Here is a 23,367-nt window from a genome sequence, read left to right as displayed (position 1 = left end):
AACCGGCATTCTTTTCCCCCGGCGTGTCACAAACGTTACACGGCCTTGCCTTACAGATTACTCAAATTTACAGGGCCGCCCGCCGGCATTCCACGGGCTTTCCGTGGCATTACATTCGCATTCCGTAACGATATGCGGGTCAGCCACCCGCCATCGTCATGACCGCCTCAACCCGGCTCACAACGCAAACCGGAACCCTGCCCCATACACCGACTGGATCACATCCTCGTCCGGCTCCACCGCCTCGAACTTGCGCCGGATCTTCTTCACATGGCTGTCGATGGTGCGATCCTCGACAATGCGGCCGTCGGGATACAGCCGCTCCATCAGCGCATCGCGCGAAAACACCCGGCCCGGCCACTGCGCGAGCGTCTTCAGCAACCGGAACTCGATCGCGGTGAAATCGATCGGCACGCCACGAAACGTGGCTTGCAGGCGATCGTCGTCGAACGTCAGCGGCTCGCTTTCCGCCGAGCGTTCCACGCGCGCGCGGCGCAGGATGGCCTTCACGCGCGCCACCAGTTCCAGCAAGCTGAACGGCTTGCAGATGTAATCGTCTGCGCCGAGTTCGAGGCCGATCAGGCGATCCACCTCCTCGACCTGCGCCGTCACCATGATGATCGGCACGTCGCTATGGGCGCGCAGGTCGCGGCACACATCGCGCCCGTCGCGGCCAGGCAGCATCAGGTCGAGCACGATCAGCGACGGCATCTGCCGCGCCACCTCGTTCGCCACGGCGCTGCCGTCGGCGAGGCAGCGCGTGGTGTAGCCGGCCGCCTGCAGGAAGTCGGCCATCACGCTGGCCAGCTTGGGTTCGTCCTCGACGATCAGGATGTCGAAGGCTGTGTCCTTATTCATGCTCGTTTCGTTCCATGACCGATTCCCGAATGCGCGGCAGATCGATCGCGATGCGCAAGCCGCCTTGCGGCGCACGCGACGCCTCGATCCGGCCGTCGTGCGCCTCGACGATGCCCCGGCAGATCGGCAGGCCCAGCCCCGCTCCGCCGGTCGCGCGGCTGCGCGACGCCTCGACGCGATAAAACCGCTGGAACAACGACGGCAGGACGGCGTCGGGCACACCCGCGCCGCTGTCGTCGAACGCGATCCGCACCGTGCCGGCGCTCTGGCTCGCCGTCACGCAGACCGTTGCGCCCGCATCCACATAGCGCAGCGTGTTCTCGATGATGTTGGTAAACACCTGATGCAGGCGCCGATCGTCGCCGCGCACCCAGAGCGGGCCATCGGGCAACGCGGTGTTCAGCACCAGCCCCGCATCGGCGAAACGGCGTGCGGCACGGCGCAGTGCGGCGCGCAGCGTTTCGCACACGTCGAGTGACGCATGGTGATAGCGCAGCGCGCCCACGTCGGCGAGCGAGAGGTCGTACAGATCGTCGACCAGCCGGCGCAGGCGCTTGACCTCCACGCCGAGCGAGCTGACCGCCTCCACGCTGACGGGCCGCACGCCCACCTCGATCGCCTCGATCTCGCCGCTCATCACGGCCAGCGGCGTGCGCAGTTCGTGCGAGATGTCGGCCACCAGCGCGGACCGCATGCGCTCGGTGCTTTCCAGCGTCTGCGCGAGATGATTGAAATCGTGTTCGAGCTGGCCGATGTCGCCGCTCGATACGGTCGGCACGCGCGTGCCGAGTTCGCCTCGCGCGAGCATGTGCGTGGCGCTCGCGATCCGGCGCAACGGCGACGCAAGTGTGCGCACCATCCATAGCGTCGTGAGGATGGCGAGCAAGGTCGCCACGATCGCGATGATCCAGCTCGATTCGCGCTGGGTTTTCTGGAAGCGCAAATCACCGGCCTCGGTGGCCCGCTCGAATGGCACCATCAGCAACCATCCCACCGTCTTGCCGTTCACGACGATGGGCCGCCGCGGCGACTCCGCCGCGAACGACGGATTGCCGAATACGTAGGTGCCCTGAGCATCGATCAGCGTGAAGCGCGTGTTGGTGCCGATCAGCGACGAGAGCGGCAGGCGCGGCAGCGGCCGGTGGCTCGACACCGGGTAGGAAGCCGGCCCGAACGGCCGCATGATCTCGTGCCAGAGGCTGCGGTTCTGTTGCAGGAAATCCCAACTGCCGTGATCGCGATACGCCGTCGCGAGCGGCTGCACGCTCGATTCGAGCCGCTTGACCTCCTGCCGCTCCAGGTAGCCGAGGAAGCCGCGCTCGAAGCTCAGTTGCGCGCCCGCGGCCATCGCGCCGATCACGAGGATATTGACGATCAGCATCGCGGCAAACAGCTTGCCGGTCAGGCTTTCGCGGCGAATGCCGCGCATCACGCGCGTCAGCACGCCGGGCATGGCATCGATTCCGGGCACATGGCCTTGTTCACTCATCTTTTCTTTCGGAAACCTTCCTATCCAACGGGAACGATGCGCCGCTCCCGAAGCGGCCGCCCATCATACCCGCTCGATACCGGGCCACTCAGGGCCTGCCCACCGCTGCGGGGGTCGCCGCCGCGTTACCGGCGGGCTTGTTTTCTGCATCGACGCCGCCGCCCAGCGCCGCATACAAGGTGATCAGGCTGGTTTGCGCCGAAAGCTGCGTCGCCACCAGCGATTGCTGCGCCGAGTACAGCAGGCGCTGCTCGGTCAGCGCATCGAGCAGGCTCTCGCTGCCCTGCTGGTAGAGCGCCATCGTCAAATCGTAGGCGTGCTGATCGGCCTGCACGGTGCGCGTTTGCGCGTCGAGTTGCTCGCCGATGGTCGCGCGCGTGGCCAGCGCGTTCGCCACTTCCTCGAAAGCGGTTTGAATGGTTTTCTCGTAGGTCGCCACGTCGATCTTGAACGTCGCCTTGGAGGCGTCAAGCGTGGCGCGATTCGCGCCGGCATCGAAGATCGGCAAGGTCGCCGACGGCTCCACCGACCAGCTCCGGTTGCCGCCCGTGAACAGATGCGCCAGCGCCGGGCTCTCGAAACCGAGCGCGGCGGTCAAGCTGATGGTCGGGAAGAAGTTCGCACGCGCGGCGCCGATGTTCGCGTTGTCGGCCTTCAGCGTGTGCTCGGCCGCCAGCACGTCGGGGCGGCGCTGCAACACGGCCGATGGAATGCCGGCCGGAATCGCCGTGATGCTGGCGACGGGATCGACCTGCGCATCGGGCAGATCGGCATCGGGCACGCGCGTGCCGGCCACGAGGTCCAGCGCGTTGCGGGCCTGCTCGGCGGTGGTTTGCGCCTGCGCGGCGCTGTTGCGCGCGGCCTGGAGGCTGGCCTGCGCCTGCGCCAGGTCGAGCGCGCTGGCCGCGCCGAGCGCATGCTCGCGGCTCACCAGGTCGAAGGTGCGCTGCTGGCTGGCCTGGGTCGCCTGTGCGATTGCCAGCAGGCGCTGGTCCGAAGCCAGCGTCAGCCAGTCGCTCGCCACGTCCGATACGAGGCTGATCTGCGTGCTGCGGCGCGTCTCGATCGTCGACAAGTACGTTTCCAGCGCCGCCTTGCTCAGGTTGCGCACGCGCCCGAACAGGTCGAGTTCGTAGGACGTGAAGCCCAGGTTGGCGCTGTAGACATGCGAGATCTCGCCGCTCTGGCCGTTCGTCGCCGAGGCCGAGCCCGTTTGCGCGCTGCGCACCGAGGTGGGCGTGCGCTCGGCGTCTTCATTGCCGCCGAGATCGATTTCCGGAAACAGCGAGGCACGCTGAATGCGGTATTCCGCACGCTCCTTCTCGATGTTCAGGATGGCGATACGAAGGTCGCGGTTGTTCGACAGGGTCAACGCGATCGTGTTCTGCAAGCGCGCATCGACGAAGAACGTGCGCCAGCCGATGTCGGCGGCCAGCACGTCCGGCGCCTGTGCGGCCGACGCCGACGCCGCATCAGGCCATGCGGCCGCCACCGGCGCGGCCGGCCTCTGATAGGTGGGCGACAAGTCGATGCACGCACTCAGCGCCGTGGCGGCCGCACCGGCCAGCATCCAATGAATCGCGCGCTTCATGCGGCACCTCCTTGTTCCGGCGAGCCGGCCGGCGCATCGGCGCCACCGCCGCCGCCCGGGCCATCGGGCTTGCGACGCTTGCCGCCCAGCTTGCGCACCATGAAATACGACAGCGGCGTGAAGAAGATCGCCAGCACGGTACCCACCAGCGTGCCGCCGAACACGCCGGTGCCGATCGATTGCCGCGCGGCCGCACCCGCCCCGCTCGCGATGACGAGCGGCGCGACGCCGAGCAGGAATGCCAACGAGGTCATGACGATCGGGCGTATGCGCAACGCCACCGCCTGCTCGATCGCCTTCAGCGTGCCGGCACCCTGCTTCTCGAGCATCGTTGCGAACTCGACGATCAGGATGGCGTTCTTCGACGACAAGCCCACCGTGACGAGCAAGCCCACCTGGAAATAGACGTCGTTCGACAGGCCGCGCAAGCTCGTGCCGAGCGCCGCGCCGAACACGCCGAGCGGCACGATCAGCAGCACCGCGAGCGGCACCGACCAGCTTTCATAGAGCGCCGCGAGGCACATGAACACGAACAGCACCGACACGGCATACAGATATGGCGCCTGCCCGCCCGACAATTGCTCCTGATACGACAGGCCTGTCCACGCATAACTGATGCCCTTCGGCAACTGGCCGACCAGCTTCACCATGGTATCCATCGCCTGCCCCGAACTGACGCCCGGCGCCGGGTCGCCCACGATCTCGAACGAGGATTGCGCGTTGTAGCGATCCAGCTCGGGCGGCCCGTACGTCCAGTGCGACGTGGCGAACGCCGAGAACGGCACCATCGTGCCCGAGGCATTGCGCACATACCACTGCTCGAGCGATTCGGGCGTCATGCGGAATTGCGCATCGCCCTGCACGTACACCTTCTTGATGCGCTGGTTGTCGAGGAATTCGTCGACATACTCGCCGCCGAGCGCGTCCTCGATGGTGGTGTTGACATCGCCGGGCGCCAGCCCCATCGCGTTCGCCTTGCGGTCGTCGATGTCGAGCGACAGTTGCGGCGTGTCGCTGAGGCCGTTGAAGCGCACCTGGCGCACGATGCCGCTGCGGTTCGCCAGCGCGATCAGCTTGTCGCGCGCGGCGGCCAGCGCCGTGTGGCCGAGGTTGCCTTCGTCCACGAGCTGCATGTCGAAGCCCGAGCTGATGCCGAGGCCGCGCACGGTGGGCGGCTGCAACACGAATACCTTCGCATCCCGAACCTGTTGCGCGAGATCGCGCGACGCCTTGACGACGAAGCCCTGCGCCGTGTCGCTGGCGGCAGTGCGCTGGCTCCAGTCCTTCAGCTTCACCCACATCATGCCGACGTTCTGGCCGTTGCTGCCCACGGCGAAGCCCGCCACGTTGAACACCTCGGACACGGCAGGCTGCTTGAGCAGATAGTTCTCGACCGTCGCCATGGTCGCTTCCGTGCGCTCGCGCGTGGCGCCCACCGGCGCCGTGACGGTCACCATCAGCACGCCCTGATCCTCGGTCGGCAGGAACGAGGTGGGCAGGCGCATGAACAGGAAGCCCGCGCCCACCACCAGCACCACGTACACGAGCATCGCCGGCTTGCGGTGGTGGAGGATCCTGTCGACGGTGCGCCGGTACTTGCTGGTGGATGCATCGAAGCCGCGATTGAAACCGCTGAAGAAACGGCCCTTCGGCTTTTCGTGGTCGTCGCGCAGGATCGTCGCGCACAAGGCCGGCGTGAAGGTCAGCGCCACCACCACCGACAGCGCCATCGCGGACACCACCGACACCGAGAACTGCCGGTAGATGATGCCGGTGGAGCCGCCGAAGAACGCCATCGGCAGCAGCACCGCCGACAGCACCATCGCGATCGCCACCAGCGCGCTGCTGATTTCCGTCATCGATTTGCGGGTGGCCTCGCGCGGCGACAGATGTTCTTCGGACATCAAGCGTTCGACGTTCTCGACCACCACGATCGCGTCGTCCACCAGCAGCCCGATCGCCAGCACCACGCCGAACATCGTCAGCATGTTGATCGAGTAGCCGAACACATCGAGGATGCCGAACGTTCCGAGCAGCACCACCGGCACCGCGATCGCCGGAATCAGCGTGGTGCGCAGGTTCTGCAGGAACAGGAACATGATCGCCACCACCAGCACGATCGCCTCGATCAGCGTCTTCACCACCTCCGAGATCGAGGTCTTGATGAACGGCACCATCTCGTACGGATACTCGACCTTCAGCCCGCCCGGGAAGCTCGCCGCGCGCTTGTTCAGGAAGTCGTGCACGGCCTGGTCCACCTGCACTTCGTTCGCGCCCGGCGCGAGTTGCAGGCCCAGCCCCGAGGCAGGCTTGTTGTTGAAGTTGGTTTCGACCGTGTAGGCCTGCGGGCCGAGATCGACGCGCGCCACGTCGCCCAGCAGCACCTGCGAGCCGTTCGTCTGCGTCTTCAGCACGATGTCGCGGAACTGTTGCGCGGTGGTCAGGCGGCTGCGCGCCGTGATCGTCGCGTCGAGTTCCTGGCCCTTGACCGCGGGTGCGGCGCCCACCTCGCCGGCGGCCACGTCGTTGTTCTGCGCGTCGATCGCCGTGACCACATCGGACGGCATCAGCGCGTATTTCTGCAGCTTGTTCGGATCGAGCCAGATCCGCATCGCGTATTCATAGCCGAACTGCTGCGCCTGCCCCACGCCGGGCAAGCGTTCGATCTGCTCCTCCAGGTTGCTGTACAGATAATCGGCGATCGCGGCCTTGCTCATCTTGCCGTCTTCCGACACCAGGTTGAACACCAGGAACGTATCGGGCGAGGCCTTGCGCACGGTGACGCCGCTTTGCTGCACCTCGGTCGGCAGCAGCGCGTTGGCGGCCTGCAACTGGTCCTGCACCTGCACCTGCGCCGTGTTCGGATTGGTGCCCGCCCCGAACGTCAGCTTGATCGAGATATTGCCCTCGGAGTTCGCCGACGAGGACATGTACATCAGGTTGTCGAGGCCCACCATCTGCTGCTCGATCACCTGTACTACGGCATCCTGATTGGTTTGCGCCGACGCGCCGTTGTACGACGCCGTGATCTGGATGGTGGGCGGCGCGATGTCGGGATACTGATCGAGCGGCAATTGCGTGATGGCGAAGGCGCCCGACAGCGACACCAGCAACGCGAGCACCCAGGCGAAAACGGGGCGGTCGATAAAGAAGTGTGCGATACGCATGCAGCCGCCCTCAGTTCGACGCGGGCGACGTGGCCGCCTGAGCCGATGCATCCGAAGCGTCCGAAGCGTCCGACCCATCGGCCGCCGCCGGCTGGCTCGCGGCCTGGGCCTCGACCGGCTTCACCGTGTCGCCCACGCTCGCGAACTGCGAGCCGGCCACCACGATGCGCTCGCCCGCCGCCAGCCCGCCCGTCACGACCCACTGGTTGTTGTTCGCCGTGCCGCCGAGCGTCAGCGTGCGCTGCTCGACCTTGTTCTGCGCATCGACCACCAGCGCCGTGGCCTCGCCGCGCTGATCGTGCGCGACCGACTGCTGCGGCACGAGGATCGCCGTCTCGTTGATGCCCTGATCGATGACCGCATGCAGATATTCGCCGGGCAGCAGCAGCTTTTCCGGGTTCGGCACGATGACGCGCAGCGTGATGGTGCCGGTGGTCGGATCGACGCCCACGCCCGCGAATTGCAGCGTGCCTTGGTGGGCGTAGGTCGTGCCGTCTTCCAGCGTGATCTTGACCTTCGCGTTGCCGTTGGCGTCCGTCTTGTAGGCGCCGCTCGCCAGCTTCTTGCGCAGCGCGAGCACGTCGGTGCTCGATTCCGTCACGTCCAGATACATCGGATCGTAGGCATAGATCGTGGCGAGCGCGGTGGTCTGATCGGCCGTGACGAGCGCGCCCGGCGTGTAGGCCGAGGCGCTGATGGTGCCCGTCACCGGCGCCCTGACGCGCGTGTAGCCGAGGTTGATGCGTGCGCTTTCGAGCGCGGCCTGGTCCGCATCGATGGTGGCCTCGTCCTGCTTGAGCGTGGCTTCGGCGGTTTCGAGCGTTTCCTTGCTGATCGCGTCGATCGCCGCGAGCGAGCGGTCGCGCTCGGCGATCGGCTGGGCCGACAGCAGCGCGGCCCGGGCCTTTTCCAGCTCGGCGCGATCGGCGTCGTAGGTGGCCTGATAAGGCGCCGGGTCGATCTGATAGAGCACCTGCCCTTCATGCACCACGCCGCCTTCGTTGAACAGGCGCTTCTGGATCACGCCGGTGACTTGGGGCGTGACGGGCGAGGTCAGGAACGACGTGGCGCGGCCGGGCAAGGACACGGATTGCGCGAACGGAACGATCCTGACCGTTTCCACGTTCACCGTCTGCACCTTCTTTTGCGTGCTCTTCTGATCGTGCGAGCACGCCGCCAACGTGCAGGCCAGCAGCACGATGCCCGTGCGACGCGGTGCGGAAAGCCGAATTTGCATGATGAAAGCCCCAATGCCGAGGGCGCGGTCCACGCCCGATGGGCCGAGTATGGGAAGCAAATTCGCAAGAAATTAGGAATGCCGGGCGCGGGCGATGGCCGCGCATTACGCGGGATTACTGGCGAAATCGTCATCCGCCGCGATGGATGGAGAACGGCGGGGCGGGGATCGTTCGCAAGTCCGCTTCGGTCTACTGATCAAACCACGCCTTGTCTTGCCACGGCTGCGGCGTCCGTCTCCCGCTGCCGCGCCCGATCCGCCTGCGTCCGCCCGTCATAGCCCCAATCGCTGCCGGCCACTTCCTTGATCACGACGTAGGTGGCGGCATCGAGTTGCGCGATGGTTTCGCGCAGCAAGGCCATCGCGGCGGCAATGAAGGCGCGCTTCTGCGCCTCGGTGTTGGTGCCGGCGGTCACGCACACTTCGAGATGCGCCGCCGTGTGCCGCAGGCTCGCGCCGATGGTCCAGCGGTTCGAGATCGGCGTCTCGATCAGCACCGAGGTCAGTTCGTGCTGCTTCGCCAGTTCGTCGGCAATCAGCCGGGTCAACTCGGTGGACAGGTATTGGGCGTCGTCGGCGGACGGGGTTTGCGACAACGTCAAGCGGGCAAAGGGCATGGTGTTGCTCCTCAAAAGATGGTGCTGTCATATTATTTGAGGAATTCGCAAGCTTGCTTGCGTTCCATACCGGCCCAGATTTGAGTTTTTCTCATGATTCCCGACATCCCCTCCCCCTTGCTGCGCACCTTCGTGGCCGTGGTCGATTGCGGCTCGCTGGCGGCGGCGGCCCAGCGCATCGCGCGCAGCGAATCGGCGGTCAGCCTGCAGATCTCGCGTCTCGAAGCGATCGTCGGGCAGGCGCTGTTCGATCGCGACGGCCGCGCGCTGCGGCTCAATGGGTTCGGCGGCCTGCTGTTGTGGCATTCGCGCGCGATCCTCGGGCGCATCGACGCGGCGCGCGCCGAACTGGCGCCCGATGCGGTGGCGCCGGTGCGAATCGGCGTGGTGCAGGATTTCGTGCCGGGCGTGCTGCGGCCGACGCTGGCCGAGGTGCGCGCGCTCACGCCCGAGGCGGCGTTCACGATCGTGATCGGCAGCACGGCGGAATTGCTGCAGGCGATGAGCGAGGACCGCATCGACGTGGCGCTGTGCGCCGGCGAGCCGTTCGGCGGCAGCGTGGTCGCACGCCTGCCGATGCAGTGGTTCGGCGATGCGAACCTGCTCGACGGCGAGGTGGTGCCGCTGATCAGCATCGCGCCGCCGTGCCCGTTCCTGCTGGCGGCGCAACGCGTGCTCGATGCGGTGGGCCGGCCCTGGCGCGTGGCGCTGACCACGCCGAGCCTCGACGGGCTGCGCGCAGCCTGCGAAGCCGGCATCGGCATCGCCTGCCGCACCGCGCCGGGGTTGGGGCTGCCGGTGTTGGCGGGCACCGCGCTGCCGCCGTTGCCCGAGATCGCGTATTCGACCATCGAGCGCCGTCACGACGGCGCCGAGCCGGGGCCGGCCGCGCGTGCGATGACGGCGCATCTGGGCGCGCTGGTCGCGGGGATTTGAGATTTGAGCGGCGATCGGAACGCCGATCTTATTCGACCACCGAGCGCCGCCACGACAGCGCCGAGCCGGGGCCGCCCGCGCGTGCGATGACGGCGCATCTGGCCGTGCTGGTTGCGCCAATCCAAGCGCCAACCTCAACGCAAAGCCTCACGCGCTCAAAACCAAACACCCCAGTCACCAACGCTCAACGCCCCGCGTCGCCCTGCCGGTACACCGCCGTCAATTCATCGAGCTGCACCTTGAGCGCAGGCTCCAACGCGTAATCGGCGGCGGCCAGCGTATCGGCCAATTGTTCGCGGCGGCTCGCCCCGAGAATCACCGACGTGATCGCCGGGTTCGCCAGAATCCACGCCACGCCAAGCGTGGGCAACGCCACGCCGGCCGCCTGCGCCATCGCCTGCACCTGCTCGACCGTGCCGAACTCGCGGTCGCGCCAATAGCGGTTCTTGTACATCGCGCCGAACTGGCCCATCTCCGGCGAGAAGCGGCCCGCGCCCGGATCGTCGCTCTGCCGGTAGCGGCCGGTCAGCAGGCCGCCCGCCAGCGGGTTGAACGGATTGACGGCCAGCCCTTCCTCGCGCGCCAGCGGCAGCAGTTCGCGCTCGATCTCGCGAAACAGCAGGTTGTAGCGCGGCTGCACCGAAACAAACCGCGTCAGCCGCAGCAGCTCCTGCCGGCCGATCGCGCGCGCGAGCCGATACGCGAGGTAATTCGACACGCCGATATAGCGCGCCTTGCCCGAGCGCACGATGGCGTCCATTGCCTCGACCGTCTCGTCCAGCGGCGTGGTCGCGTCGTCCACATGCAACTGGTAGAGATCGACGTAATCGGTATTCAGGCGGCGCAGCGACGCGTCCACCGCATCGAGCAGATGCTTGCGCGAGCCGCCCCGGTCCCACGGCAGCGGCCCCATCGGCGCGCCGCCCTTGGTCGCCAGGATGAAGCGCTGGCGCTTGTCCTTGAGCCAGCGCCCGGTGATCTCCTCCGAACTGCCCACCTCGTGCGGCAACGCCCCGCCCGGGTACATGTTCGCGGTATCGATGAAGTTCACGCCGGCTTCGGCCGCCGCGTCGAAGATGCGAAACGATTCGGCCTCGTCGGTCTGGTGCCCGAACGTGCCGGTACCCAGACACAGCCGCGACACCGACAAACCCGTACGTCCCAGTTGCGTGAACTGCATGACCACCTCCATGAGGAAACCCGCGAATCCCCCATGGATTCGCAAATATATCGATCACTATATTTCGAGCGTGAAGCCGTCGTCAAACGTTTTATATTGAATGCTATATTTGAGCCCGACGCCCGCAAACGAAAGGAAACGCATGATCCGGCCACGCATATTCGATGTCGACGCCGCGGTGGACACCGCCACCGACCTGTTCTGGCGGCAGGGCTACGAAGGCACCTCGCTGTCCGACCTGACGGGCGCGCTCGGCATCACACCGCCGAGCTTCTATCACGCGTTCGGCAGCAAGGAGGCGTTGTTTCGCACCGTGCTGGAGCGCTACGGCGCGACGCGCCTGCAATACGCGGAAGACGCGGTGCAATGCGCGACGGCCCGCGAAGTGGCCGAGCAGATGCTGACGCGCTGGGCCGAGCTGTACACCGAGCCGGGCTTTCCGGCCGGCTGCCTGGCGTTCAATTGCTCGCTGGCGGGCGGTGGCCCGGAAAGCCTGATGGCGCAGGAGTTGGTCAGGCATCGCGACGCGCGGCGCGCGCGCCTGCGCGCGCGTTTCGAGCAGGCGCGGCAGGCGGGCGACCTGGCCGCCGACGCGAACCCGGAAGCGCTGGCGCGCTATCTGATGGTGCTGGGCTGGGGCATGGCCTCGGACGCCCGCACCGGCGCGAGCCGCCAGGCTCTGCTCGAGATGGTGGCGGTGGCCATGCAGGCGTGGCCGGCCTGACGGGTCGAACGGGTCGAACGGGTCGAACGGGTCGAACGGGTCGAACGGGTCGAACGGGTCGAAAGGCCCCCGCCATCGCGTAGGTCACCTGATTACATTTCTCCCCCGTACGTCCGTACATCCATTGGATCGAGGATCGATTCCTGCTTAACCGACCGCCTCGCCGCGCTGCCGCCGCCGAGGAAAGGAACGGTCACGCAAACGCCGCACATTCCCCTGAACTTTGCGCACGCCGCTCGCTCAGGTCCATGTACGCGCAACCAATTTCCCTCGTGCAAGCACGCTGCAAGCCGTTTGCAATGCCTGCGTTGCGCGTCGTCTCGTGGCACCGTCCGCCATCGTGCCCGGCGGCATTCTCCCGGCCGCCCCGTCAATCCCGCATCGGCTGCCCGATGCGCCAACCGGAGGGTTTCCCATGCGAATCCTGACACTTCCCCTCGCCGCGCTTTGCATCTCGCTGACAGGCTGCGCCGCTTATCGCACTCACGAAGCACGCGAAGTCCAGGACGGCAAACTGGTCGGCGCCAACATCCTCGACCTCGTGCAATCGGTCGGCATTCCCGACAAGACGATGAAGCTCGTCAGCACCGGCGGCGCCGACGACCGCATGACCGCGCAATGGAATTTCTCGAACGCCGACGCCGCGCTCGACCTCAACGTCGTGCTGCTCGACCTGAAGGTGGGCGGCGCGGGCAAATGCACCATGACGGCCACGGTCGACCGCTGGGGCGGCAAGGTGATGGCCGTGAATTTCCCGCAGGCGCACAGCGACAGCATCGGTTCGGACTACGGCGCCTGCGAGCCGCTCGTCGAGGAAGCGCTCAACCACATGCCGCACACGCCGATCAATCCGAAGTACGACGCGTTCGCGCTGGTGGGCGCGGCGAAGTAGCCCGGCCGCGCGCTCGCGCTCAGGCGGGCGCCGCTCCCTCCTCGATGCCGAGCGCCGTCAGCAGCCACGCCTTGAACGTCTCGAAGGCCTCGTGGCGATGCGGGCGGCGCGGATGCACGAGGTAATGCCCGATGTCGTTCACCTCGCGCGTGGTGCGCTGGAACAGCCGGTGCCCGAGCAAATCCTCCATCTTGCGCACCGCGTGGCTGATCGCGCTCGGCGATGCGGCTTCGGAGCAGCGCTACGCGGCTTGAGTTTCGTCGGGATGTTGCTTCGTGGAAAACCGCCTTTCGGGGCGGTTTTTTATTGCAGCCGTCATGGCCGTTGATCAAAATCTCGACGCGCGTTTTCCACCGCGTCCAGATTGTTGGCCGCCCACACCCAGACTCCGCAAAATGCAGCGCCCAATGTGATCCCGAGGTCGGTGAGTTTGTATTCGACCTTCGGTGGCACGACCGGATACACCGTCCGTATCACCAGGCCATCGCGTTCCATCGCGCGTAGGGTTTGCGTGAGCATTTTCTGGCTGATTCCCTCAACCAATTCGCCAAGTCGGCTGAAACGCAGCGGCGACTTTTCCGCGAGCGTGTCGAGGATCAGCATTGTCCATTTGTCGGCAACGCGGCCGATGAGATCTCTGACCAACGAAGCGATGCGAGGATCAAGATCGATCGGCGGTGTCAGGCTCGCGTAATACTGCGCGGCGGCGATCTGTTCCTTGGTGAACTCCGGGACTCGTTCCACTTTCACACTCTCTTTTTGGTACGTATAGAACTTTCAGGTGCCTTCTTTCTTTTGAAGAGTGTACCGGGCAGACTACGCTCGTGCTCGACAAAACAGGGAGTGACATCATGAAAATGACAGGAAGAACCGTATTGATTACCGGCGGAACAAGCGGGATCGGCATGGAGTTGGCACGGCAACTCATCGCCAAGGGCAATGCGGTGATCGTCACCGGAAGGGACCCGGGCAAGCTGAAAGATGCACAGCGTGCCGTGCCGGGGCTGCATGCTTTTCAAAGCGACGTCAGCGATCCGGCGGATATCGCGTCGATATACAAAATCGTATCCGAGCAGTTCCCGGCGTTGGACACCCTGGTGAACAACGCGGGAACGATGCGCAACATCGGGCTGGATCGGCAGTATCCGTTGAGTGACCTGACCACTGAAATCGATGGAAACTTGAAGGGCCCGATGTGGATGGTTCAAACTTTCCTGCCCTTGCTCATGAGGCGGAAAAACAGCTTGATCGTGAATGTTTCATCGGGTCTGGCATTTATTCCCTTCCCCGCGGCGCCGATATACAGCGCGTCAAAAGCCGCACTCCATGCCTATACACAGTGCCTGCGGGCGCAGTTGGCCGGCACCGGTGTGTCCGTAGTCGAATTGGCGCCCCCGGGCACCGAAACGCCGCTGTTTCGAGGCGAGTTTGCCGAGGCGATGAAAAATGAAAAAGGCATGAATGTCGGCGTGCTCGCGAAACGCGCCATTGCAGGTATCGAAGCCGGGAAACTCGAGATTCGCCCTGGTGTGAGCAATGTCCTGAAGATCGCCAGCCGCGTTGCGCCGCAGTTCATGTTTCGGCAAATGGTCAAGCTCGGCCGTCCGAAACCATCCGGAGCCTGAGACGAGTGGCTTCGGCAATCGATGTTGCGCCTGCGCGTACGCCGAATCCGATACAAGAGATGTCGTTGTGGCGAAAGGGCAGGAACGGGAGCAACGGATCGAAAGCCGAAAGCCCGGATTGGTCGGATTGGCGGCTTCGACCCGGGGCGGCCGTTCGCAGAAAGCAAAAAATCAAAGATCCCCCCGAACCTCCCCCGTCCCCAACGCAGTCCGTTGCCGATTGACCTCATCCCACAGCGCATCGCTATCGTCATCGCGCAACACGATCACCCAATCCAGTTGTTCCTCGGTCACGCCGAAGTACTCCAGGATTTCCTTGCGCGCGCCGTCCATGAACTGCGCGTATTCCGGCGTCGTCTGCGCTTCGGCATGCAGTGCGTCGTACTCCGAATCGTCCTCGCCGCCGCCGGCCTCGTCGATAAAGCGCGAGATCCACTGATCGCGTTCGTAGTCGTAATCGGCTTCGGCGCGCATCGTTTGCGCAGCCGTTTCGAAGTCCAGTTGAGCAAACGCGGCGATCGCCGCCATCGTTGCTTCGTCGAATGTCGTTGTCATTTCATCTCTCACAGTCGTCACGCCGCATCATCGCGCAGCACGTTTCCAATCCCGCACGGCGCCTCCGCGCCACTCGCTCAACGCTTCCCCCGCCCGCCACCCGGTTTCCCCTGCGGCTTCCCGGCCGAAGGTTTGCCTGCCGCAGAAGGCTTCCTCGCAGAAGGTTTCCCCGCCACCTTCGCACGCGGCTTCTGCGTACTGAACGGGCTGCCGACCAACAACCGCCAGTCATACGCCTCGTCCGCATCCCCTTGCGCGCCGGAGCCGGTACCCGGCGCCACACCCGCCGCCTGCCCGCCCTTCGGCTTCTTCGGTTTCTTGGGCTTCTTGATAAGCTGCCCCGCCGCGCTGGTTTCCGGCACGCGATGCTCGGCCAAAAACCCCGGCTCCTCCTCGCGCGGCAGCGTCTTCCCGATCAGCGCTTCGATCGCGGCCAGATACGGCGCTTCATCCGCGCACACCAGCGACACCGCCACGCCACTCGCGCCCGCGCGGCCGGTGCGGCCGATGCGGTGCACATAGTCCTGCGCCACGATCGGCAGATCGACGTTGATCACGAGCGGCAGATCGTCGATGTCGAGCCCGCGTGCCGCCACGTCGGTGGCCACCAGCATCTGCACCTCGCCGGTCTTGAAGCGCTCCAACGCACGCAGGCGCGCGGGCTGCGGCTTGTCGCCGTGAATGGTGTCGACCGCATAACCAGCCTCGTCGAGCATGCCGGCCAGGTAATCGACACCGTTGCGCGTCTTGACGAACACCAGCGCGTGCTTCCATTTGTTCCTGGCCACGAGGTGCATGAACAGGTCGGGCTTGTTGCGCTTGTCCACGGTCACCACCCATTGCTTGATCCGGGTAGCGGTGGTGTTCGGCGGGCTGACGCTGATGTCGACGGGGTTGCGCAGAATGCTCGCGGCCATCGCGCGGATGTCGTCGGTGAACGTGGCGGAGAACAGCAAGGTCTGGCGCTGCGCAGGCAAGGCCGCGAACACCGCGTTCAGTTCGCGCGAGAAGCCGAGATCGAGCATGCGGTCGGCTTCGTCGAGCACCAGCGCCTGCACCTGATCGAACTGCACGGCGTTCTGGCGATTCAGATCGAGCAAGCGGCCCGGGGTGGCGACCAGCACGTCCACGCCCTTGCGCAGCTTCATCATCTGCGGGTTGATGCTCACGCCGCCGTAGGCGGCCAGGAAGCGCAGGTCGAGCCCCTTGCCGTAATCGGCGAAGCTCTGCAGCAGTTGTTCGGCCAGTTCGCGCGTGGGCACCAGCACCAGAACGCGCACACGGTTGCTGGACACGGCCGGGCCGTTTTGCACGAGCCGCTGCAGCAGCGGCAGCGCGAAACCGGCCGTCTTGCCGGTGCCGGTGTGCGCCGCGGCCATGACGTCCTTGCCGCCGAGCACGGCGGGAATCGCCTTGGCCTGCACCGGGGTGGGCGTCTGGTAATTGAGATCCTGCACATTACGCAGCAACGGTGCGATCAGGCCGAGCGAGGCAAAAGACATGGGGGGTGTTCCGGGCGAAAACCGCAATTCTAGCGGTTGCCGCGCCGGCAGCGGCAGGCGTGCCGCGAATCCGCCCGCCGAAGGCGGAAGGCCGGGGCCGCCCGGCCGCTCAATCGTTGCGGCCGCCGAATGCCCTGGCGATCTTCCGATCGGTGTTGTATTGGCTCAATGCATACACCGACCAGATCGCGGCCGGCAGCCAGCCGATGATAGTGATCTGCAGCAGCAGGCAGATGATCCCGGCGAACGGCCGGCCGATCGTGAAGAACTGAAACCACGGCAACAGAATGGCAAGGACGAGGCGCATCGATTCGCTCCAGAGTGAAGTGCATCGATGTTACGTCAACCGCCTCGGGCCGGCCCGGAATCCGCCATCGCTTCGTGATCCGATGCTTCGCAATCAGAAGCGATCGGTCATCACCACCTTCACCACCGGATAGAAGCGCAGGTCGTGCGCCTTGTCGCGCAGTTGCTGCTCGGCCGCCGCCACGTTGTTCGCGCCGGCCGCGGTCGCGACCAGCGGGGGCACGTCGAAGCTGACGTGCGGCGTGCCATAGGCCACGCCGATGTCGGCAGCCACCGACAACCCGGCCTTGCCGGTCGGGCTATGGCCGAAACCGAAGCCGATGTAAGGCCGCACGGTCGGCCACTTGAGCTTGGCGGAAACCGTCTGGCCGAAGCCCGGCACGGTCACGCCGTTGAGGCGGTAGGTGCCGTTGGCGCCCGGCTCGGCCTCGCCCGTTATCTGGTCGCCGCCGATCAGCGCGCCCACCGTCAGGTGCAGCGGCACGTGCGTGGGGAACGGGAACACGTCGGCGAACACGCCGCCATGAATCAGCCGCACATGCGCGTTGTAGTCCTGCCCGTCCGACGAGAACTTGTGCGACAGCGCGAAGCCGCCCACTTCACCGCGCAGCGCGGTGTACGAGTTGAACGCGTGGCCGACGCCGACGCTGACGCCGTCGGTGCCGACGCCGCCATACACCTCGTTGGATTGGGCGCGCGCAGCCTGGCAGCCGAACGCTAAGGCGGCCAGCGCAGCAAGCGCGCACAGCCGGTTGAAACGCGGGACATTCATCGGATCATTCCTCAACGGGGCGAATCGAACTGGATTTATTTCGCAGTTCACAACAATCGGCGAGACTATAGCCGCCGATCCATTGACCGATTGCCCCGGTATGGAGGAGAAAACCCGCGCATTTCATCGAATGGTTTGACATTTCGGTGTCGTACGATCCGGCACGGCGAAGCTGCCTCCGCGAGCGTCAGCCGCGCCGCACCAACGCCACCAGCAGCGCGCCGCCGATCAGCGCGGTGATCACGCCGATCGGCAGGTCGTCGGGCGCAATCAGCGTGCGCGCCAGCACGTCGGCCCACACCAGCGCGATCGCGCCGCCCAGCCCCGCCAGCGGCAGCAGCCGCCCGTGCTCGGCGCCGAACAGGCGGCGGCACACGTGCGGCACCACCAGCCCGACAAAGCCGATCGCCCCGCTGACGGCCACCGTGGCGGCGGTCAGCAGCGAGCAGACCACGAACAGCTCGCGCCGCCGCGCCGAGACATCCACGCCGAGCGCGGCGGCGGCCACGTCGCCGCTGGTCAGCGCGTTCAGCTCGCGCCGCCGTCCGATCAGCAACAACGCACCCGCCGCGAGGCACACGGCCGGCACGGCCAGCAATGCCCAACGCGCGAGGCCAAGACCGCCGAGCATCCAGAACAGCACCGACTGCGCCGCGCGCGGGTCGCCGAGATAGATCAGCAGATTGGCCATCGCCATCATCGCGAACGACACGGCCACGCCCGACAACAACAGCCGCGACGAATCGAGCCGCCCGGCCCGCGCGCCCAGCACGATCACCAGCGCGGTGGCGGCCAGCGCACCGGCAAACGCGAACACCGACAGCGTGAGCCAGCCGAACGCCGCGCCGAACCAGACGGTGGCCGCCACCGCCCCGAGCGACGCGCCGGAACTGACGCCGAGCAGATGCGGATCGACCATCCGGTTGCCGGTGGCGGCCTGCAGCGCCACGCCGACCATCGCCAGCGTGGCGCCCACCAGCGCGCCGAGCAGCACGCGCGGCAGCCGGATCAACCAGACGATCGTATCGATGCCGGGCGCGACACCGGCCGCCGCATGACCGCCGACGTGGGCGAGCAGCACGCGCGCCACCGTGCCGGGCGCGATCGCCACCGGCCCGAGGCCGGTGGCGATCAGCATCGACGCGAGCAGCAACACCCCGCCGATCCAGCCCACGGCCCGCATGCGCCCCGCCGCGCCCATCGTCGCCTGTCGCGTCATCGCTTACTTCCCGCCCGGCGCCGCGAACGCGGCAGGATGCAGGCCGCGCGCGAGCGTGTCGACGGCCTCCGCGTTGCGCACGCCGGGCGTGGCCTCGTCGTACGGCAGCACGACGAACCTTCGCGCGCGAATCGCGGCGACGTTCGCCAGCGCCGGGTTGCCAGTGAGATAGGCGATCTTCTGGGCGGCCGTCTGCGCGCCGTAATCGACGATCACGATCGCCTGCGGATCGCGCGCCACCACGCTTTCCCAGCCGACCGCCGCCCAGCTTTGCGCGAGGTCGTCCATCACGTTGACGCCGCCTGCCGCGCGGATCAACGCGTCGGGCATGGCGTAGCGGCCGGCGGTGAAGGGCTTGTCGCCGCCGCTGTCGTAGACGAACACGCGCACCGGCTCGACGCGCGGCCCGAGCACATGCGCCACCGCGGCCACGCGCGCCTGCATCGCGGCGATCGCCTGCGCGGCGCGCGGCGCGACGTCGAAGATCGCGCCGAGATTGCGCAGGTCGGCATACACGTCGTCGAACGATGCGGGCGGGCGCGGCATGATGTGCGAGCACGATTCGGTCAACTCGTAGGACGCGATGCCGAAGCGCGCCAGCGAATCGGGCGTGACCGGCCCACCCACCCGCATCCCGTAGTTCCAACCGGCTACGTACAGATCGGCACCGGCCGCGAGCAACGTCTCCAGCGCCGGGTACTGGCGCGCCAATTCGGGCAGCCCGGCCAGTTGCGCGCGCAGCGCGGGCGTGGCGGTCTTCCAGCCGCCGATGCCGGTGTAGCCCGCCATCCGGTCGCGCAGGCCGAGCGCGAGCATCATCTCGGTCAGGTTTACGTCGTTGCTGACGGCATGCGCGGGCGCCTGCGTGAACGTCACGCTGCGGTTGCAGCTGTGCACGGTCACCGGGTAATGGCCGGCCGCGAACGCGGGCAGGCTCGTCAGCAGCGCGGCAGTACAAACGGCATGGGCGGCATGGCGAATCCGCCGGGCGCGCGGCCTCATCGGCGCGGTCTTCATTTCGTCAGTTTTCCTCATCGATGATCAACGTGACGCGCGGGTAGCCGCCGCGCGGATGCCGGTCCACCAGCGCATCCACGCCGTACACGGCCTTCAGCAGCGGCGCGGTCAGCACCGCCTCGGGCGTGCCCTGCGCGACGATCTCGCCGTCGGCCAGCACGAACAGCCGGTCGCAGAACGCGGCGGCGAGGTTCAGGTCGTGAAGGGTGGCCAGCGTGGTGATGCGCAGCCGCTTCACGAGCGCGAGCAGCGCGATCTGGTGGCGCGGGTCGAGGTGGTTGGTCGGCTCGTCGAGCATCAGCAACTCGGGCGACTGCACCAGCGCGCGCGCCAGCAACGCGCGCTGCCGCTCGCCGCCCGACAGCGTGGCGAACGCGCGCGCCTGCGCATCGGCCAGCCCGACGTCGGCCAGCGCCCGCGCGATGCGCGCGACATCCTCGGCCGTATCGCCGTCGAGCATGCGCTTGTGCGGCGTGCGCCCCATCGCCACCACCTGCCCGACCGTCAGCCCGAACTCGTCGGGCGGGTCCTGCAGCACCACGGCGATGCGCCGCGCGGCCTGGCGGGCGCTCAAGGCCCACACGTCCTCGCCGCCCACCGTCACGCGGCCCGCGTGCGGGCGCTCGTAGCGGAACGCGCAGCGCAGCACGCTGGTCTTGCCGCTGCCGTTCGGGCCGATCAGCCCGACCAGTTCGCCGGGCCGCGCATCGAGCGCGATCCGCCGCAGCAGCGCGCGCGCCGCCCCGGCCGCGCCGTCGGGCGTCCAGCTCAGGCCATCGATGCGCAGCTCGCTCATCACGCGTCCTCGTTCAGAATTTCAGCGTGGCGGTCACGCCGCCCGAGCGCGGCGCGCCGAGCAGCCATTCGCCGCCGTCGTTCTGGCTGGTTTCCGCGTAGACGCGGTTGGTCAGGTTGTGCAGATACAGCGACACGGTCAGGTCCTTGGTGGCGCGCCACGACGCCGAGGCGTCGAGCAGCGTGTACGACGGCAGATGCACGCTGTTGGCGGTGTCGCCGTAGCGACGGCCGACATAGCGCAGGCCCGCGCCCGCGCGCCAGCCCGGCGTGAAGGCCCAGTCCACCCAGAGGTTGGCGGTCTGCTGCGGGATGTTGATCGGCACGTTGCCGGCGCGCGATACGCTCGCGCCGCCCACCGATTCGTCGAAGTTGTCGTAGCGCGCGCGCAGGAACGTCGCGTTCGCATCGATCGACAGGCCGTGCGGCAATCGCAGCGCGCCGGTCCATTCCACGCCGCGCGACGATTGCTTGCCCACCTGGATCGTCTGCCCCGGGTTTTGCGGATCGGCGCTCAGGAGGTTGCGCTTGACGATCTGGTAGAACGCCAGCGTCCACGACCCACGCCCGCCCGCGAACGCCTGCTTGAGCCCCGCCTCCCACTGCTCGCCGGTCGACAGGTTGAACGCGCTGCTCGACTTCGACAGCGTGATCAGCGAGCCGACGCCGTCGGTGCCGGTGGTGTACTGGCCGTACAGCGAGACGTCGGGCGTCAGCGAGAATACCAGCCCGGTGCGCCAGCTCGTGTGGCCGAAGGTCTTGTCGAACGACGACGCGCCGGCCGTGGCGGTGGCGAACGTGTCGCGGTGGAAATCGATGTAGTCGTAGCGCAGGCCCGAGATCCACGACAGCCGGTCGCTCAGTTCCACGCGATCCTCGGCGAACACGCCGGCCTGGCGCGTGTGCGTGCGGAACACCGGCACGGTGGCGTCAGGGCTGGCGAACACGCCCGGATCGAAGCCGAACGCGGGCACCACCGATTGCCCGCTGAACGGCGTGTTGCTGCCATCCACGAACGTCACGTCGTTGAACTCCGCGCCCACCACCAGCCGGTTCTGGCGGCCCGCCAGATGGCCGTCGAACGTGGCGTCGAGCCGGTCGCCCACCTGCCGCTCGTGGTGCGTGATCTCGATGTAGTCGCTGCGCAGCACCGAGCCGTCGTTCTGCAACGCGTAGCTTTCCGAATCGTGCCAGTGGCGGTCGGTCAGCATGCCGTACAGGCTGTTGCGCACCGTCACGCCGGGCGCGGCGCGCCAGGTGGCGCCCAGGCGCGCCCAGCGGTCGAAATACGAAATCGATGCGTCGCCGACGTTGTAGTTCTGCCGCGCGAACGCCGGGTTCAGCGCGCCGCCCTCGGTCGGCACGCCGAAATAGGTCATCGGTTTCTGGCGCGCGAAATCGTAGTCGAGCGAAAACGACAGCGCCGGATCGACGTCGAGCTTGAGCGCGCCGCCCACCGACGTGATGTGCGATTCGCCGCGCGGCACCCAGCCGTTCTGGCGGTCGTCGTTGACGTAGAAGCGGTACGACAGCATCGGCCCGAGCGCACCGGTGGTGTCGAGCGCCACGCGTTTCTCGCCGTAGCTGCCCGCGCCCACCAGCACGGTGGTCGAGCGCTCGCGCTGCGGCGCCTTCGGCACCACGTTGATCACGCCGCCGATGCCGCCCTCGCCGTACAGCACCGAGGCCGGCCCGCGCAACACCTCGATGCGATCCACCTGCCAGGTGTCGGCCGGGAACGTCACGGTGCCCGCGCCGACCATCATGCGCGTGCCGTCGTACAGCGTCGTGACCGATTCGGGGCCGCTGAAGCCGCGCACCGACATCGCCGTGCCGCCGTTGCCGGGCGCGCCGTCGGCGGCGAAGCCGGCCGCGCGCGTGACGGCGTCGAGCACGGTGGTGTCGCCGCGTTCGCGCACGCGGTCGCCGGACAGCGTCTCGACGCTGGCGGGCGTGTCGAGGCTCGACAGCCCGAGCCGGCTGCCGGCGGCGACCGGCGTGCCGAGATCGGACCCGGCGGTGGCCGCGCGCGACGCGCCCACGGTGACGGCCGGCAAGGCGGTGGCGCCGTCGCGCCGCGCGGACGCGGCCGACGATGCCGACGAAGGCTGCGCCGGGGCGGCCTCGTCGGCCAGCACGACGCGCGGCGCGCCGAGCAGCGAGGCGACGGCGACCACGCCGGCGCAGGCGTGACGGGAGGCCGCGCGCGGCGCGTGGGTGGAATGGATGCGGAACGTGCGTTTCATGGTTGTCGGGGTGTCGGCGTGTAGCGGGCGCACCGGAGCCGGGCTGCGCGCATCGAGGCGCGGCCGCCGGCCGGTGCGAAAGGTGACGGAACGGGCATGGCGATTCGCCTCCGTCATCGCAGGCGATACGACGCGATGACGACGAATCCGGCTGATCGGCTAGACCGCCGAGCCACCATGCCTCGCACGGCGGCCAAGGCCATCGGCCCGGCTGGCCGGCACGCACACACGGGAAACACGCGACACGACAGGAAACACATCGGCGCGGCGCGCGCACGAAGGGCGGGCGTCGCGATATCGGACAGCTTGGATCACGCGGAAATCTCCTGGGGTTTCGCGCCCCGTTGGACAAACGAATGGACAAGGCGAAGCTCAGGTCTGACTTCCGGCACGGCCGTCGGGCGACGGCACGACCGGTCACAGTGGCGCGACCGCGCGGGATTTGCACCCGCTTCCAAGCTAGGCGGCCGCCATTCTGGGGGAACAGAAACGGGGCCGCAAGCGCCGACAATCGGCGGACGTGGCGAAAAACCACCATTGCGCGCGAGATCAATTGTTAAATCGAGGGATTTCGCGGCGTTTTCGTTTTCTATGGCCCCGAATCGGCGCAAGCAACAGCTATGATGCTGCACTCGCAAT

Annotated in this window: 21 protein-coding genes; 4 read left to right on the top strand and 17 right to left on the bottom strand. The window is 67.1% G+C overall.

Features of this window, described 5'->3' with window-relative positions:
- Positions 1-177: 177 nt before the first annotated feature.
- The 6 genes from ACYP33_RS22750 to ACYP33_RS22725 form a co-directional block, all read right to left on the bottom strand.
- On the bottom strand, positions 178-858 hold the full coding sequence (locus ACYP33_RS22750) for a response regulator (RefSeq protein WP_414447995.1): 681 nt from the start codon (positions 856-858) through the stop codon (positions 178-180).
- Positions 851-2,347: an ATP-binding protein gene (locus tag ACYP33_RS22745; protein WP_459624023.1), complete on the bottom strand. Its 1,497-nt coding sequence runs from the start codon at positions 2,345-2,347 to the stop codon at positions 851-853. The genes ACYP33_RS22750 and ACYP33_RS22745 overlap by 8 nt, the downstream gene beginning before the upstream one ends.
- Positions 2,348-2,435: 88 nt before the next feature.
- The gene (locus ACYP33_RS22740) at positions 2,436-3,938 is read right to left on the bottom strand and encodes an efflux transporter outer membrane subunit (protein ID WP_459624022.1); all 1,503 of its coding nucleotides are present in this window, start codon (positions 3,936-3,938) and stop codon (positions 2,436-2,438) included.
- Positions 3,935-7,099 (bottom strand): efflux RND transporter permease subunit, encoded by a 3,165-nt coding sequence (locus ACYP33_RS22735; protein ID WP_459624076.1) that lies wholly within the window; start codon positions 7,097-7,099, stop codon positions 3,935-3,937. Before ACYP33_RS22735 ends, ACYP33_RS22740 begins: the two co-directional genes overlap by 4 nt.
- A gap of 16 nt (positions 7,100-7,115) precedes the next feature.
- Positions 7,116-8,342 (bottom strand): efflux RND transporter periplasmic adaptor subunit, encoded by a 1,227-nt coding sequence (locus ACYP33_RS22730; RefSeq protein WP_459624021.1) that lies wholly within the window; start codon positions 8,340-8,342, stop codon positions 7,116-7,118.
- Positions 8,343-8,539: 197 nt separating this feature from the next.
- Positions 8,540-8,959, bottom strand: coding sequence for a tautomerase family protein (locus tag ACYP33_RS22725; protein ID WP_459624020.1), 420 nt, complete (start codon positions 8,957-8,959; stop codon positions 8,540-8,542).
- 93 nt (positions 8,960-9,052) lie between these two features.
- Here ACYP33_RS22725 and ACYP33_RS22720 point away from each other — a divergent pair, with 93 nt between their 5' ends.
- Positions 9,053-9,895: a LysR family transcriptional regulator gene (locus ACYP33_RS22720; RefSeq protein ID WP_459624019.1), complete on the top strand. Its 843-nt coding sequence runs from the start codon at positions 9,053-9,055 to the stop codon at positions 9,893-9,895.
- Positions 9,896-10,079: 184 nt separating this feature from the next.
- Here ACYP33_RS22720 and ACYP33_RS22715 read toward each other — a convergent pair whose 3' ends face one another.
- Positions 10,080-11,075: an aldo/keto reductase gene (locus ACYP33_RS22715; RefSeq protein WP_414448001.1), complete on the bottom strand. Its 996-nt coding sequence runs from the start codon at positions 11,073-11,075 to the stop codon at positions 10,080-10,082.
- A gap of 142 nt (positions 11,076-11,217) precedes the next feature.
- Between ACYP33_RS22715 and ACYP33_RS22710 the strand changes: the two genes are divergently transcribed.
- Both ACYP33_RS22710 and ACYP33_RS22705 read left to right on the top strand, forming a co-directional pair.
- Positions 11,218-11,799: a TetR/AcrR family transcriptional regulator gene (locus ACYP33_RS22710; RefSeq protein WP_459624018.1), complete on the top strand. Its 582-nt coding sequence runs from the start codon at positions 11,218-11,220 to the stop codon at positions 11,797-11,799.
- Between the two features lie 415 nt (positions 11,800-12,214).
- Positions 12,215-12,691, top strand: coding sequence for a hypothetical protein (locus ACYP33_RS22705; RefSeq protein ID WP_414441465.1), 477 nt, complete (start codon positions 12,215-12,217; stop codon positions 12,689-12,691).
- Positions 12,692-12,710: 19 nt separating this feature from the next.
- Here ACYP33_RS22705 and ACYP33_RS22700 read toward each other — a convergent pair whose 3' ends face one another.
- On the bottom strand, positions 12,711-12,902 hold the full coding sequence (locus tag ACYP33_RS22700) for a helix-turn-helix domain-containing protein (protein ID WP_459624075.1): 192 nt from the start codon (positions 12,900-12,902) through the stop codon (positions 12,711-12,713).
- 104 nt (positions 12,903-13,006) lie between these two features.
- Positions 13,007-13,435 carry a winged helix-turn-helix transcriptional regulator gene (locus tag ACYP33_RS22695; RefSeq protein WP_459624017.1) on the bottom strand — a complete coding sequence of 143 codons (429 nt, stop codon included), beginning with the start codon at positions 13,433-13,435 and terminating at the stop codon, positions 13,007-13,009.
- Positions 13,436-13,542: 107 nt separating this feature from the next.
- Between ACYP33_RS22695 and ACYP33_RS22690 the strand changes: the two genes are divergently transcribed.
- A complete protein-coding gene (locus ACYP33_RS22690) occupies positions 13,543-14,316 on the top strand; it encodes an SDR family oxidoreductase (protein ID WP_459624016.1) in 774 nt (257 codons plus the stop codon).
- Positions 14,317-14,487: 171 nt separating this feature from the next.
- Here ACYP33_RS22690 and ACYP33_RS22685 read toward each other — a convergent pair whose 3' ends face one another.
- The 8 genes from ACYP33_RS22685 to ACYP33_RS22650 form a co-directional block, all read right to left on the bottom strand.
- Positions 14,488-14,871, bottom strand: a complete 384-nt coding sequence (locus ACYP33_RS22685; RefSeq protein WP_459624015.1) for an ATP-dependent protease — start codon at positions 14,869-14,871, stop codon at positions 14,488-14,490.
- 77 nt (positions 14,872-14,948) lie between these two features.
- A complete protein-coding gene (locus tag ACYP33_RS22680) occupies positions 14,949-16,373 on the bottom strand; it encodes a DEAD/DEAH box helicase (protein ID WP_414448006.1) in 1,425 nt (474 codons plus the stop codon).
- A gap of 109 nt (positions 16,374-16,482) precedes the next feature.
- Positions 16,483-16,680, bottom strand: coding sequence for a YqaE/Pmp3 family membrane protein (locus ACYP33_RS22675; protein ID WP_414441459.1), 198 nt, complete (start codon positions 16,678-16,680; stop codon positions 16,483-16,485).
- 93 nt (positions 16,681-16,773) lie between these two features.
- The gene (locus ACYP33_RS22670) at positions 16,774-17,451 is read right to left on the bottom strand and encodes a hypothetical protein (protein WP_414441458.1); all 678 of its coding nucleotides are present in this window, start codon (positions 17,449-17,451) and stop codon (positions 16,774-16,776) included.
- Between the two features lie 187 nt (positions 17,452-17,638).
- Positions 17,639-18,670: a FecCD family ABC transporter permease gene (locus tag ACYP33_RS22665; protein WP_459624014.1), complete on the bottom strand. Its 1,032-nt coding sequence runs from the start codon at positions 18,668-18,670 to the stop codon at positions 17,639-17,641.
- 3 nt (positions 18,671-18,673) lie between these two features.
- Positions 18,674-19,687 (bottom strand): ABC transporter substrate-binding protein, encoded by a 1,014-nt coding sequence (locus tag ACYP33_RS22660; protein WP_459624013.1) that lies wholly within the window; start codon positions 19,685-19,687, stop codon positions 18,674-18,676.
- 4 nt (positions 19,688-19,691) lie between these two features.
- Positions 19,692-20,483, bottom strand: coding sequence for an ABC transporter ATP-binding protein (locus ACYP33_RS22655; RefSeq protein WP_459624012.1), 792 nt, complete (start codon positions 20,481-20,483; stop codon positions 19,692-19,694).
- 13 nt (positions 20,484-20,496) lie between these two features.
- Complete coding sequence (locus tag ACYP33_RS22650; protein WP_459624011.1) at positions 20,497-22,728, bottom strand: TonB-dependent receptor; 2,232 nt, start codon at positions 22,726-22,728, stop codon at positions 20,497-20,499.
- Positions 22,729-23,367 lie beyond the last annotated feature (639 nt).

Source organism: Burkholderia sp. 3C (assembly GCF_054589155.1).
Note: the sequence above shows the minus strand (reverse complement) of the source record. Positions and strands in the feature narration are given on the sequence as shown.